The organism is Gemmatimonadaceae bacterium, assembly GCA_020852815.1.
Classification (GTDB): Bacteria; Gemmatimonadota; Gemmatimonadetes; order Gemmatimonadales; family Gemmatimonadaceae; genus SCN-70-22.
On sequence record JADZAN010000001.1, the window covers coordinates 1 to 13,665 of the forward strand.

The 13,665-nt window shown below is 67.1% G+C and carries 12 protein-coding genes and 1 rRNA gene; all 13 read left to right on the top strand.

The features are described from left to right. Nucleotides 1-87, top strand: a 5S ribosomal RNA gene (rrf, locus tag IT359_00005); the annotation flags it as partial. 63 nt (nucleotides 88-150) lie between these two features. After that, entirely contained in the window at nucleotides 151-1,032 is an 882-nt protein-coding gene (gene era, locus IT359_00010; GenBank protein MCC6927344.1) for a GTPase Era, read from the top strand. After that, nucleotides 1,029-1,196 (top strand): Trm112 family protein, encoded by a 168-nt coding sequence (locus IT359_00015; GenBank protein MCC6927345.1) that lies wholly within the window; start codon nucleotides 1,029-1,031, stop codon nucleotides 1,194-1,196. Before era ends, IT359_00015 begins: the two co-directional genes overlap by 4 nt. Continuing rightward, nucleotides 1,177-2,205 (top strand): PorV/PorQ family protein, encoded by a 1,029-nt coding sequence (locus IT359_00020; protein MCC6927346.1) that lies wholly within the window; start codon nucleotides 1,177-1,179, stop codon nucleotides 2,203-2,205. The genes IT359_00015 and IT359_00020 overlap by 20 nt, the downstream gene beginning before the upstream one ends. Before the next feature lie 251 nt (nucleotides 2,206-2,456). Beyond that, complete coding sequence (locus IT359_00025; GenBank protein MCC6927347.1) at nucleotides 2,457-3,464, top strand: diguanylate cyclase; 1,008 nt, start codon at nucleotides 2,457-2,459, stop codon at nucleotides 3,462-3,464. Next, nucleotides 3,461-4,528 (top strand): zinc-ribbon domain-containing protein, encoded by a 1,068-nt coding sequence (locus IT359_00030; GenBank protein ID MCC6927348.1) that lies wholly within the window; start codon nucleotides 3,461-3,463, stop codon nucleotides 4,526-4,528. The genes IT359_00025 and IT359_00030 overlap by 4 nt, the downstream gene beginning before the upstream one ends. 209 nt (nucleotides 4,529-4,737) lie before the next feature. Beyond that, nucleotides 4,738-5,799, top strand: a complete 1,062-nt coding sequence (gene prfB / locus IT359_00035; GenBank protein ID MCC6927349.1) for a peptide chain release factor 2 — start codon at nucleotides 4,738-4,740, stop codon at nucleotides 5,797-5,799. Further along, complete coding sequence (gene lysS, locus IT359_00040; protein ID MCC6927350.1) at nucleotides 5,796-7,331, top strand: lysine--tRNA ligase; 1,536 nt, start codon at nucleotides 5,796-5,798, stop codon at nucleotides 7,329-7,331. The genes prfB and lysS overlap by 4 nt, the downstream gene beginning before the upstream one ends. Next, complete coding sequence (locus tag IT359_00045; protein ID MCC6927351.1) at nucleotides 7,328-8,578, top strand: ABC transporter permease; 1,251 nt, start codon at nucleotides 7,328-7,330, stop codon at nucleotides 8,576-8,578. Before lysS ends, IT359_00045 begins: the two co-directional genes overlap by 4 nt. A 205-nt stretch (nucleotides 8,579-8,783) precedes the next feature. Beyond that, nucleotides 8,784-9,482: an ABC transporter ATP-binding protein gene (locus tag IT359_00050; GenBank protein MCC6927352.1), complete on the top strand. Its 699-nt coding sequence runs from the start codon at nucleotides 8,784-8,786 to the stop codon at nucleotides 9,480-9,482. Continuing rightward, nucleotides 9,479-9,970 carry a UvrB/UvrC motif-containing protein gene (locus IT359_00055; GenBank protein MCC6927353.1) on the top strand — a complete coding sequence of 164 codons (492 nt, stop codon included), beginning with the start codon at nucleotides 9,479-9,481 and terminating at the stop codon, nucleotides 9,968-9,970. The genes IT359_00050 and IT359_00055 overlap by 4 nt, the downstream gene beginning before the upstream one ends. Continuing rightward, nucleotides 9,970-11,052 (top strand): protein arginine kinase, encoded by a 1,083-nt coding sequence (locus IT359_00060; GenBank protein MCC6927354.1) that lies wholly within the window; start codon nucleotides 9,970-9,972, stop codon nucleotides 11,050-11,052. The genes IT359_00055 and IT359_00060 overlap by 1 nt, the downstream gene beginning before the upstream one ends. 30 nt (nucleotides 11,053-11,082) lie before the next feature. Continuing rightward, on the top strand, nucleotides 11,083-13,584 hold the full coding sequence (locus tag IT359_00065) for an ATP-dependent Clp protease ATP-binding subunit (GenBank protein ID MCC6927355.1): 2,502 nt from the start codon (nucleotides 11,083-11,085) through the stop codon (nucleotides 13,582-13,584). Nucleotides 13,585-13,665 lie beyond the last annotated feature (81 nt).

Genomic DNA, 13,665 nt, shown 5'->3' on the forward strand with positions numbered 1-13,665 from the left:
GTTCCCATTCCGAACACGGTCGTTAAGCCCTACAGCGCCGATGGTACTCCGATCGAGAGATCGCGGGAGAGTAGGCCGTCGCCGGCACCCCTTCGCGGGCCGCATGGATCCCCATGCGGCCCGCGTTCTGTTTTCGGTGTACCTTCCATCATGACTCGCGCTGGCATCGTCACCGTCGTCGGACGCCCTAACGCCGGAAAGTCGACCCTCCTCAACCGGCTGGTCGGCGAAAAGCTCGCGATCACCAGTCCCAAGCCGCAGTCCACGCGCAAGCGCGTCGTCGGGATCCTCACGCGCCCGCACGCCCAGATCATCGTGCACGACACGCCGGGACTCCTCCATCCGCGCTACGCCCTCCACAAGGCGATGCGCAGCGAGGCGCTCGCCGCACTCGACGACGCCGACGTCATCGCGTACCTCGTGGATGGTGCACGCGGCGACGTCCAGCCGCTCATCGAGGTCGCGCGCCTCGATGCCCCGCCGCGCGCCCCGGTGCTGGTCGTGGTCAACAAGGCCGACCTCCTCTCCGCCGAACAGCGCCAACGCCTGGAGGCCGCCAACCCGGATGCGCTCTTCGTCTCTGCGTCCACTGGCGATGGGATCGACGCCCTCGAGGCACGCCTGGTCTCCTTCCTGCCGGAGAGTCCCTTCCTCTACGACGGCGAGGACATCGCCACGCAGAATCTCCGCTTCTTCGTGGAGGAACTGGTGCGTGAGACGGCGCTCGAGCAACTCGACGACGAGGTTCCATACAGCATCGCCTGCGAGGTAGAGGAGTTCCGGGAGGAAAGCGATCCGGTGTACATTCGCACCGTGCTGTTCGTCGAACGCGAGAGCCAGAAGCACATCGTGATCGGGCGCGAGGGGGAGAGAATCCGCGCGATCGGAACGGCGGCGCGCGCGAAGATCGAGTCACTCGTGGGCGCGCGCGTCTTTCTCGATCTCTGGGTGAAAGTGCTCGATAACTGGCGGCGCAACGAGCGCTCGCTCAAGCGGTTCGGCTTCGTGATTCCCGAGGATTCCACGTCGTGACGCTCTCCCCGAAGTTGCTGGCTGTCCTGGTCTGCCCGCGCTGCAAGGGAGCGCTGGAACACCGCGAGGAGGAGGCGGTACTCCTCTGTCCGGCGTGCAAGCTCCGCTATCCGATCCGCGACGGAATCCCCATCATGCTCACTGATGAGGCGACGCCCGCTTAGGCGCCTTCGTCAGACTGCCGTCCACGTCCTGATCGTCGCCGCGCAGATCGCGACGCTGTGCGTGATGCTGTTCGGCTCGCGTCGCGCGCAGGCGCAGGGCGGGACGGCAGACCAGGCGGCCCTCTTCCTCCTCCTTCCCGTCTCGGCGCGGGCCGTGGGAATGGGGCAGGCGATGATGGCGGCGAGCGGGACCGGCGACGGCGTCTGGTGGAATCCCGCCGGCGTTGCCGGCGTCAGGCGCGGCGACGCGGCGCTTCATCATTCGCAGAGCGTGATTGGCACGAGCGAGGCGCTGACTGTCAGCGCAGCCTCGTCGCCGCTCGGCGTCTTCGCCATAAGCGCCAACATCCTCGACTTCGGCGGCGATATCCCCGCGGTGGACAACCAAGGTAACGTGGTAGGTAAGATCCTTCCGCGAAACCTTGCCGTGATAGGCACTTACGCCACGACGATCAGGCGCCGCCTCACAGCCGGCGTCTCCTACAAGCTCGTCCAGTTTCGCTTCGACTGCGAGGGGCTCTGCCCATCGCTCCCCACCAGCCAGTCCTCGACCAGCGCGCTCGACTTCGGCGCACAGTTCGCGCTGCCGACGCGGATCCCGGTGACTGTAGGCGCCGCGGTTCGGAATGTCGGCGTGCGGTTGCCATCGGACGAATCGGGAGAGTCCGACCCGCTCCCGACGCGATTGCAGGTGGGGGCATCGGCGCGATACGTGATTCCCTCGCAGTACGCGGACGATGCCGAGGTCACAGTCTCTGCTGACGTCCTGGACGACTTCCCGCTGGAGAAGCCGCTTCCTCGTGTTGGCGCTGAGTTCGGATGGGAGAAGACCGCCTTCCTTCGGGCCGGCTATGTCTTCTCGTCGGGATCCACCGAGTCGGGGGGGCCCACGCTGGGCATCGGCTTCGTTGCTCGGCGACTCGTCATCGACTTCGCTCGTGTGTTTGCCGGGCTCTCGGCAGACGCGGGGCAGGCGCCGACCTATCTTTCGCTCCGTCTCTCGTTCTGATCGATCGCTGACGGGGACGACGAGCCCACGGACGCCCGCCGAACGCGTCGGGAGCGGGACGACGCGTCTGTCACCGAACGCGAGGCAGATCGTCTGGACGGTGAGGGGTCGGACGAGACGACTGAACGATCCCGGCGTGCTGTCGAAGGTCGACGCGAGACGGAAGGTGCGACGACACAAGGATTTGCCCGCTTTGACGAGACCTCCCCCGCCGGGTATCTTGCGCCCGACCCGCTCACCCCGCCTCTAGCGTGCCGCTCCCAACCGCGATGCTGTTCGCCCCGCGAGGAGAGAAGCTCCCCGCGGCAGTGGCGACGTGGGTGCGGGACCGGGAGTTTGCCCTCGGCGAGGTCGCGACGGGTGACGAACTGCTGTCTATCGCACTGAGGAGTCGCCCCCGCCTGGTCGTCTTCGACGCACGAGTTGAAGCGGCGGACGCCGAGCTGTGGGATGCGTGCCGGCGCCTCAAGTCGGACTCGTTCACGGGGATCGTGCCGGCGGTCGTGCTCGTGGGGGGACAGGCAGGGGCGTTCGAGAGCGCGCTGGCCGCCGGCGCCGACGAGATTCTCCGCGCCAATGTGTCGGAGCTGGAGATCGTGCAGCGCCTCGACCTCCTCCTTCGTCGCTCTGACCGCGACGTGTACGTGCATCCGTCGACGCGCCTCCCCGGGACGGTCGAGATCGAGGGCGAGATCGCGCGGCGCATGGGGCGGCGCGAGCTGTTCGCCGTGTGTTACGCCGACCTCGATCACTTCAAGGAGTACAACGACCGCTACAGCTACTACGATGGCGACCGTGTCATCCGGCTGCTGGCCAAGCTGCTGCACGACGTCGTGAAGGGGATGTGCGGCGAGCGCGGCTTCGTGGGGCACATTGGCGGCGACGATTTCATCTTCATCATTCCGGCGTCGGAGCTGAACGACATCTGCACGGAGATCGTGACGGTCTTCGACATGCTGGTGCCGTACCAGTACTCGGAGCAGGATCGGCGCGCCGGCTACTTTTTCGGGAAGGACCGGCGCGGACAGTTGCACCGCGTGCCGCTCATGACGCTCTCGATCGGGGTGGTGACGAACGAGCGCCGCACGTTCCAGACGGCGGCGCAGGTGGCGGAACTGGCGACCGAGATGAAGGGGTATGCCAAGACGCTTGCCGGGTCGGTATATACTGTGGATCGTCGGACGGACGCGGTCGCGCCTGGAGGTGAGGTGACGCCCCCCCGTCCGCAGCGAACCATCAGCGTGATTGACGAGTCATGAACGTCTCGTGCCCGGATTGCCACTCCGTATTTCGCGTCGATCCCGCCAAGGTGACGGGTGCCAACCTCCGTGCGCGGTGCTCGATTTGCGGCGGCCTGATTCCGGTTGGTGCGAGCGTTCGGTGGGCGGACGAGTTCCCGAGCTCCACGGCGCGCGCGCCTGAAGCGATACCCGCACGCGCCGAGCGGGAGTCGTCAGCCGCAACGCCGTACGCGCCGCCGATTGTTGCAGCTGACGCACCGACGAGTGCCGCCGCGCCGCCGGCCGCCGACGTTCGCGATGCGGCCAGTGCGGCCAGTGCGGCCCATGCGGCCACTTCGAACGCCGCCGGCGCTGCGTCCGTGCGCGATGTCGCGCCGTTGGCGGCGATCCCGTCAGAGCGCGCACCGACGCCGCCTGTCGCGCCGGACGTTCGTGTTGCGCCGGATGCGCGCGTGGCACCGGCGCGGGAGGGACGGGAAGCGTTAGGCGCCAGCGGCGCGGTTCCGCCCTTTGTGCCGTCTCGCCGTCCGACGCCAGTGACGCCCGCACTCGGCGCGCCGCTCGTGGGCCCTCCTGCGGTGCCTCGCGTGGCGGTTCCGCCGTTCGCACCGGCGAGCATCCCCGCGGCGCCGCTCGTGTCGACTCCGGATTCCGCGGTGCCGTATGCACCTGCGCCGGTCCCTGCCGAGAGCGCGCCGGCGCCGGTTCCTCCCGCGGCAGCGGCGCCTGTTTCGCCAGCGCCAGGGGCGTCTGCGTCGTTGACGTCGCCCGCCGCGCCCGCGTCTCCCGCGTCTCCCGCGCAATCGACGCCTCGGCGGCCGATCAACCCGTTCTTGTCCAACGATCCGAACCAGAAGGCGCGTCGCCTCGCGCGCGCGCTGGTGTCGGACATGGTGGCGTACCATCCGCAGAAGCGAGAGGAAGGCTCGCGCGCGGGGACGCTCAAGCAGCTCTTTCGCGAGGAGATCAAGAAGAGCTACGAGGAATACGTGGAGCAGGTGGGGCGCGAGTTCGCCGAGAGCACGACGCACTTCCAGGAAGCGCTGAACGACGTGCTGGCCGGGGGGAAGCGGCTGTTCTAGGGCAGGGGTGGCGTCGCGCGGGGTAGAACGCCGGAGCGGAGGCCACTATCTTCCGAACGCAGCAAGGCGAACACCGGACGGGCCGTTCTCCGCAGGGGAGGGCGGCTCGACTTACATGCGGACTCGCGGAGAGCACACACCGATGGCCGACACCGAACGCGCGCGCACCCTCGCCGGATATGACGAGCGGTTGACCGAGCTGCGGAGGTATCTTTGACCTCGCCGGCAAGCGCGAGAGCCTAACGGCGCTCGAGCACCAGATGACAGGCGCCGGATTCTGGGACGACCAGGAGCGCGCGCGCGACGTGGTGCAGCGGGTCAAGGCGCTCAAGGGGTGGATCGAGCCATTCGACCGGATCGAGGGACGCGTGCGCAGCGCGGCCGAACTCGACGAGCTGTTGGAGGCGGAGCCCGATGACGAGATGCGGCGAGACCTCGACCAGGAGACGTCGTCGATCGAGTCGTCGCTGCGGGAGTACGAGCTTCGGTCGCTGCTGCAGGGGCCCGACGACTTCCGCGACGCGCAAGTGGAGATCGCGGCGGGGGCGGGCGGGACGGAAGCGATGGACTGGGCGCAGATGCTCCTGCGCATGTACACGCGCTGGGCCGAGCGTCACGGGTTCTCGATCGAGATCCTCGACATGTCGGAGGGCGAGGAGGCGGGGATCAAGGGAGCGGTGGTCGAGATCAAGGGGCAGTATGCGTACGGCTTCCTGCGTCCGGAGACTGGGGTCCACCGCCTGGTGCGCATCTCGCCGTTCGACTCCAACGCCCGCCGGCACACGAGCTTTGCCTCGGTCTTCGTCTATCCCGTGGTGGACGAGGAGATCAACATCGAGATCCGCGAGGAGGACATCAAGATGGACGTCTTCCGGGCCAGCGGAGCGGGCGGTCAGCACGTCAACAAGACAAGTTCGGCGGTGCGCCTGACGCACATTCCGAGCGGTGTCGTCGTCTCGTCGCAGCAGGAGCGATCGCAGTTCAAGAACAAGGCGACGGCGATGAAGCAGCTGAAGAACAGGCTCTACCAGATCGAGGCAGACAAGCAGGCGGCCGCGAAGGCCAAGCTCGACGCCACCAAGTCCGACGTGTCCTTCGGGAGCCAGATTCGCAGCTACGTCTTCCAGCCGTACACCATGGTGAACGACCACCGCACCGAACTGAAGATCCCCGATGTGCAGCGCATCATGGACGGCGACATCGACGCGTTCATCGAGGCGTACCTCAAGCAATTTGGCGCCGGCGCGCCGGGCGCCTCGGAGATGGCATGAGCGAGGACCTCAACTTTGTCCTGAAGGCCCGGCGCGAGAAGCTGGCGCAGCTCGAGTCGTTAGGCGTGGCGCCCTTCGCGTACGGATTTGACGCGACGCACGACACCGTGCAGGCGCTGCGCGCCCTGCCGGCCGGTGAGGAGGAGGGGCCGCGCGTGGCGGTGGCCGGCCGCATCGTGGCCTGGCGCCCGCACGGCAAGACGATTTTCGGGCACGTGGCCGACACGCACTCGCGCCTGCAGGTGTACTTCCGCAAGGACGAACTGGGCGAGGAGGTCTTCGCCCAGTTGGCGTTGTTCGACATCGGCGACATCATCGGCGTGGACGGGACGCTGTTCCGCACACGCACGGGCGAGACGACGGTGAAGGTCGCACGCGCCACGATGCTCGCGAAGTCGCTGCGCCCGCTCCCGTACGGCAAGGACGAGATCGTGGACGGGAAGGTCGTGCGGCATTCCGGCTTTGCCGACCCGGAGATGCGCTATCGCCAGCGCTACGCCGACCTGGCGGTGAACGCCGACGTGCGGCGCCGCTTCGTGGCCCGCTCGCGGATGATCACCGAGGTGCGCCGCGCGCTGGACGCGCTGGGCTATCTCGAGGTGGAGACGCCCGTGTTGCAGCCGCTGTACGGCGGCGCGGCGGCGCGCCCGTTCACCACGCACCACAACGCGCTCGACATGCCGCTCTACCTGCGGATTGCCGACGAGCTGTACCTCAAGCGCCTGGTGGTGGGCGGGCTCGACCGCGTGTACGAGATCGGCCACGACTTCCGGAACGAGGGGATCGACCGGACGCACAATCCGGAGTTCACGATGCTCGAGTTCTACGAGGCGTATGCCGACTACACCGTGATGATGGGGCGCGTGGAGTCGCTGCTCATTCGCGCCTCGGATGCGGTGCGGGGGGTGCTGTCGCCGGACGCGGTCGGTGCGGAGGAGCGATTGCTGCTGACGGACGAGGGGTGCGTCGACGTCCCGCGCTTCACGCCGCCCTTTCCGCGCATCGAGTGGGTCCCGTCGCTCAACCAGGCGCTGGGCGCCGATTGCATGAGGGCCGACCTCGCGTCGCTGCGGCAGATGGCGCACCGGATCGGCGTCCACAAGGTGGAGTCGCTCTCCCGCCCCAAGCTGCTGGACGAGATGTTCCAGGCGCTGGTGGAGTCACGGATCGACGCGCCGACCTTCGTGGTGGACTACCCGGTTGAGCTTTCGCCGCTCGCCAAGCCCAAGCGTGGCGTGGAAGGACTCACCGAGCGCTTCGAGCTGTTCGCCAAGGGAAAGGAATTGGCGAACGCCTTCAGCGAGCTCAACGACCCGCTCGACCAGCGCCGCCGCTTCGAGGCGCAGGCGCGGCTCAAGGCGGAGGGCGACGAGGAGGCGAGCGGCGTCGACGAGGACTATTTGCGCGCGATGGAGTACGGAATGCCGCCGATGGGTGGCGTTGGGATCGGGATGGACCGATTGTTCATGTACCTCTCGTCGTCGGCCAACATCCGCGACGTGATCCTCTTTCCCACGATGCGCCCCGAATGAGCGGGATCGAGTTCGACATCGCCTGGCGATACCTGCGCAGCCGGCGCGGGAGCAAGCTGCTGTCCTTCATTAGCGTGATCGCCATCGGCGGCGTGATCGTGGGCGTCAGCGCGCTGATCGTCGTCATGGGGGTGATGAACGGACTGCAGCGAGACCTGCGCGAGAAGATCCTCATCGGCTCGCCCGACATTCGCGTGCTGAGCTACGGCGAGGACCTCACGATCAACGACTGGCAGTCGGTGATGGCGCGGGTGAAGAAGGAGCCCGGGGTCACCGCGGTGGCGCCGTTCGTCCTCACGCAGGGGCTGCTGAGCACGGGACACGACTACGTGGAAGGGGCGTACGTCTCGGGCATCGAGCCGCAGTCGCGCGACGCGATCGACGTGACGAGCATCCGGCATCATGCGATCCAGGGCGACTTCCGCTTTGCCTCGTCGGACGGACTGCAGCGCGGCGTCGTGCTGGGAAAGATCCTCGCCTCGCGTCTCAACGCATACCCGGGCGACACGATCACGATCATGACGATCTCGGGGACCAAGGTGAACCGCGCCACGGGGACGTTTGTCCCGCGCCCGGTTCGCTTCGAGGTTACCGGGACCTTCGAGACCGGGATGTACGAGTACGACAATGCCTACGTCTTCATGTCGCTGGCGGCGGCGCAGGACATTGCGGGGCTCGAGGGCGCGGTCACCGGGCTCGAGGTGAAGACGACCGATCGCTGGAGTGCCCCCGAGATCGCGCCCGTGCTCGCCCAACGCCTGGGCTTTCCCTATCGAACCGTCGATTGGCAGGAGCAGAACTCGTCGCTCTTCCAGGCGCTCAAGCTCGAGAAGCTCGGCATGGGGGTCATCCTCCTCCTCATCGTCGTTGTCGCGGCGTTCAACATCGTGAGCAACCTGACGATGGTGGTCGCCGACAAGACGCGCGAAATCGGGATCCTCAAGGCGATGGGGATGACGGCGAAGTCGGTTCGAAGGGTCTTTCTTACGCAGGGGCTGGTGATCGGCGTGGCAGGGACAATGCTGGGGCTCTGCCTGGGACTGATCGTCTCGGTCGCGGTGGGGAAGTACAAGATCATCAAGCTCGACCCGGCCATCTATTTCATCGACCATCTCCCGGTCACCACCGAGTGGACCGACGTCCTGCTCACCGTGCTGGCGTCGGTCCTGATTGCCGGCCTGGCGACGCTCTACCCGGCGCAGCAGGCCGCGAAGCTGTATCCGATCGAGGCGATCCGGCACGAGTAGCCGCGTCAGGTGCGCCGCGCTTGGCGCGCCGGCCCGGTGACGCGGCAGAGCCGGCGGGAACCGGGTCTCGCCCGATCGGGCTAGTTGTGTACGTGGAGGGGTGCGTGCGAGCGTGAGGCACGCGGGGGTCGCCTATCGGGGCGACACATCCCGCGGAGGCGTCCTTGCGCAACAAATCCAGTCGCTGCCACGAGGGCGAGAACGGATGTCCGTGCTAGTTGGCGAGGGAATCGTCAAGTCGTACCGCGGGGGCGATGGCGGAATCCTGCACATCCTCAACGGGGTTCATCTGGCCGTGAAGCGCGGTGAGATGATTGCCATCGTGGGGACGTCGGGGGCAGGGAAGAGCACGCTCCTGCATGTCCTGGGGGCGCTGGACCGGCCCACCAAGGGGCGAGTCGTCGTGGACGGCGAATCGCTCGACGGTCGCTCGGACGAGGAGCTGGCGACCATTCGCAACCACAAGGTGGGGTTCGTCTTCCAGTTCCATCACCTGCTGCGGGAGTTCACAGCGCTGGAGAACGTGATGATGCCCGCCCGCATCGCGGGACGGGACGTGCGGACGGCGAGGAGCCGCGCCGAGGAGCTGCTGTCGCGCGTCGGGCTGAGCGGTCGCATGCACCATCGTCCCTCGGAGTTGTCGGGGGGCGAGCAACAGCGGACGGCGGTGGCGCGGTCGCTGGCGATGGATCCGGTCCTCCTGCTGGCGGATGAGCCCTCGGGGAACCTGGATCATGGGAGCGCCGAGCGGCTGCACGACCTCTTGGCGGAGCTGGGGCGCGACCTGGAGATTGGGATGGTGGTGGTCACGCACAACCGGTCGCTGGCGACGCGCGCCGACCGCGTGCTCCTGTTGGAGGATGGGGTGCTGGCCGAAACTGACGTGAGAGGAGTGGTTGCTTGATGCTCTGCGACGAGTGCCGCGAGCGCGATGCGAGCGTTCACCTGACCCAGGCTGCCGGGGGGGAGGTGACGCAACGTCATTTGTGCGCGAAGTGCGCGGCCGAGCAGGGGATCGAGTCGACCGTCACGACGTCACCCAAGCACGTCATCGGAGAGTTCTTGCAGGCGGTGCAGCAGCAGGCGAGCGCGGCCCAGGCCGACGCGGTGCGATGCACGTATTGCGCGATGACCCTGCGCGACTTCCGCGCGACGGGGCGCCTCGGCTGTTCTCGCTGCTACGCCACGTTTGAGCAGAGCTTGCGCGAGCTGCTCCGCCGGGTGCAAGGGAGCGCGACGCACGTGGGGCGGCGCTATGTCCCGCCGGCGGTCGACGTGCTGGAGAAGGCGACGACGATCGGTGAACTGCGCGACCGCCTGCGGCGCGCCATCGAGCACGAGGAGTTCGAGGTGGCGGCGACGCTGCGCGACCAGATCCGGGATGCCGAGTGATGCTGGACCTCGCACTGTTGCCGGATGGCGGGATGGGGTGGCTGGACGGATCGGGCGAGCACGCCGACGTCGTCCTGTCGACCCGCATTCGCCTGGCGCGCAACGTGGAGGGCTATGCCTTCACGGGGCGCGCGCGCGAGGGGGAGCGGCTGCGCGTGCTGCAGCAGGTGCGTGACGCCATGCCGCACGTGCCGGCGCTCAAGGGGGGCGTGGTGCTACGGGTGGATGAGATGGCGCCTAACGATCGCCAGTTGCTGCACGAGCGCCACCTGGTGAGCAAGGAACTGGCGGGGCTGGAGAGTGCGCAGCCGTTGCGCGGGGGCTCGGCGGTGGTGCTGGGCGAGGGGGTGGGCGTGATGGTGAACGAGGAGGATCACTTGCGTCTCCAGGCGTTGCGCAGCGGGTTGGAGGTAGCCAGGACGCTCTCGGTCATCGAGCGCCTGGACCGCGAACTCGGGGCCCGGCTTCCGTACGCGTACCACGACGACTTCGGCTTCCTGACCGCGTGCCCGACCAACACGGGAACCGGAATGCGCGCCTCCGTGCTCATTCACTTGCCGGGGCTCGTCTTGACCAAGGAGATCGCCAAGGTTCTGGCCGGGCTGCAGACGATGGGGTTGACCTATCGTGGGCTGTACGGCGAGGGGAGCGAGGTGGTCGGCAACTTCTTCCAGATTTCGAACCAGACGACACTGGGCCGGACGGAGGAGGAACTGGCCGATCACCTGGTGCGGGTGGTGCGGCACGTGATCCAGCGCGAGCACGAGGCACGGCGCGTGCTGTGGCGGGATGCGGGGTATATTATTGAGGACAAGCTGTGGCGGGCCTACGGGACGCTTCGCTTCGCGCGGAGCCTCACGTTCGACGAGGCGATGAATTACCTCAGCGGCGTGCGGCTGGCGGTGGGGCTGAAACTGATCAATGGGCTCAGTGTATACACGCTCAACAAGCTCCTGATTTTCTGCCAGAGTGCGCACCTGGCATATGCGGAAGGGCGCGCGCTGACCGAGAGCGAAGCCAATGTGGCGCGAGCGCGCTACGTGCGGCAGGCGCTCGAAGCCGAGGCGGACCCGGTTGCCTAACGGCACAACGGGAACCGAGCTGAGGGACTCATGAACGGCTATAACTTCACCGAGCGAGTGCGCAAGGTCCTCCAGATGGCGCGGGAGGAGGCGCAGCGCCTGCACCACGAGTACGTGGGAACGGAGCACATCCTGCTCGGGCTCATTCGCGAAGGCGAGGGAGTCGCGGCGGCCGTCCTGCAGAACCTCAACGTCGACCTCGACGAGATCCAGCAGAAGATCGAGGAGACGGTCAAGAAGGGAAAGGCGGCGCAGACGACCGGGCCTGACCTCCCGTACACTTCGCGCGCCAAGAAGGTGCTGGAACTGGCCATGAGCGAGGCGCGCGAACTCAATCACTCGTACGTCGGGACCGAGCATCTGCTGCTGGGGCTTCTGCGCGAGGAGAAGGGGATCGCCGCGCAGGTGCTCACCGACGCCGGCGTGAACCTCGATGCCGCGCGCGCCGAGACGTTGCGCCTGCTCGGCACCGAGATGCCGCAGCCGGGCGGGGGGAAGGAGCCGCAGCCCGGCAACACGCCGCCAGCTGCAGCGCCGCCCAAGGGCGAGAAGAAGTCCAAGACGCCGGCGCTCGACCACTTTTGCCGTGACCTCACGCAGTTGGCGTCGGAGCAGCAGCTCGATCCCACCATCGGGCGCGCCAAGGAAATCGAGCGCGTGATGGAGATCCTCACGCGCCGCAAGAAGAACAACCCGGTCCTCATCGGCGAGCCGGGCGTTGGCAAGACGGCGATCGTCGAGGGGCTCGCGCAGCTCATCGCGACGGGCGAGTGTCCGGACGCGCTGCGTGACCATCGCGTCCTGTCGCTCGACATGGCGGCGGTGATCGCGGGGACGAAGTATCGCGGCCAGTTCGAGGAACGCCTCAAGGCCGTCATGAACGAGATCGCCCAGAACAAGAACGTGATCCTGTTCATCGACGAGCTGCACACGCTGGTTGGGGCGGGCGCCGCCGAAGGGGCCATCGATGCCTCCAACATGCTCAAGCCGGCACTTGCGCGCGGCGAGCTGCAATGCGTGGGCGCGTCCACGCTCAACGAGTACCGCAAGTACATCGAGAAGGACGGCGCCCTCGAGCGTCGCTTCCAGACCGTGGTGGTCGACCCGCCCTCCATCGAGGAGACGGTGCAGATCCTCCAGGGGCTGAAGAAGAAGTACGAGGACCACCACCGCGTGATCATCCCCGACGACACGCTCGTGTCGGCGGCCAAGCTCTCCGAGCGCTACATCACCGACCGCTTCCTCCCCGACAAGGCGATCGACGTGATCGACGAGGCGGGGGCGCGTGCGCGGCTGGCGGCGCAGGTTCCACCGCCGGAGGTGGCGAAGCTCAAGGAAGAGCTCGAGCGCGTGAACACGGAAAAGGAGACCTCGGTCCGCGACCAGAACTTCGAGCGGGCGGCATCGCTCCGTGACACGGAGCGCGAACTGCAGGGCGAGATCCGCAAGAAGCAGGACGAGTGGGAGAAGCGGCGCCAGTCGCACCGCCCGGTGCTGGGTGAGGAGGAAGTCGCCTTCATCGTCAGCCGCTGGACGGGGATCCCGGTCACGCGCCTGCAGGAGGCGGAGTCGTCGCGCCTGCTACGCATGGAGGAGGAGCTGCACGAATCGGTCGTGGCGCAGGAGGAGGCGATCAAGGCGATCGCCCGCTCCATTCGCCGCAGCCGGGCCGGGCTCAAGGATCCCAAGCGCCCGATCGGCTCGTTCATCTTCTGCGGCCCCACGGGGGTCGGGAAGACGGAGCTGGCGCGCTCGCTGGCCAAGTTCCTGTTCGCCGACGCCTCGGCGCTGATCCGGGTCGACATGAGCGAGTACATGGAGAAGTTCTCCGTGTCTCGCCTGATCGGTGCGCCTCCGGGCTACGTGGGCTATGAAGATTCCGGGACGCTGACCAAGGCCATCCGGCGGAAGCCGTACAGCGTGGTCCTGCTGGACGAGATCGAGAAGGCGCACCCCGACGTCTTCAACATCCTGCTCCAGGTACTCGACGAAGGACACCTGACCGACAACTACGGGCGCGTGATCGACTTCAAGAACACCGTCGTGATCATGACCTCGAACGTCGGCGCCAAGGACGTGGCCAAGAACAAGTCGCTGGGCTTCACCGCTCCCGACTTCAAGGCCTCGTTCGAGCGGATGTCGGAGAAGGTGAAGGAGGAGCTGCAGCACACGTTCAACCCCGAGTTCCTCAACCGGCTGGACGACGTGATCGTCTTCCATCCGCTCCAGAAGGAGCACATCGCCCAGATCGTGGGGATCATGCTCCGGGACGTGCAGAAGCGGATGTCGGAGGGCGAGCTGTCGATCAAGCTCAGCGACGCCGCCTCGGACTTCCTGGCGCGAAACGGGTACGACGAGCAGTACGGGGCGCGTCCGCTCAAGCGGGCAATCCAGCGCTACATCGAGGACCCGCTGTCGGAGAAGATCCTCCTGGGCGAGTTCGCCAAGGGGGACGAGATCGAGGTCGACCTTGCCGAGGACGGCCAGAAGCTGGCCTTCAAAGTCCTGAGCAACCCCGCCTCGAAGGCCTGACGGGGAAATGGGAGGCGAAGTCGGGTAAGCCGATTTCGCGGCCAAGGTGACAAAAAGAACGGCCGGGTTCACCCTGAACCC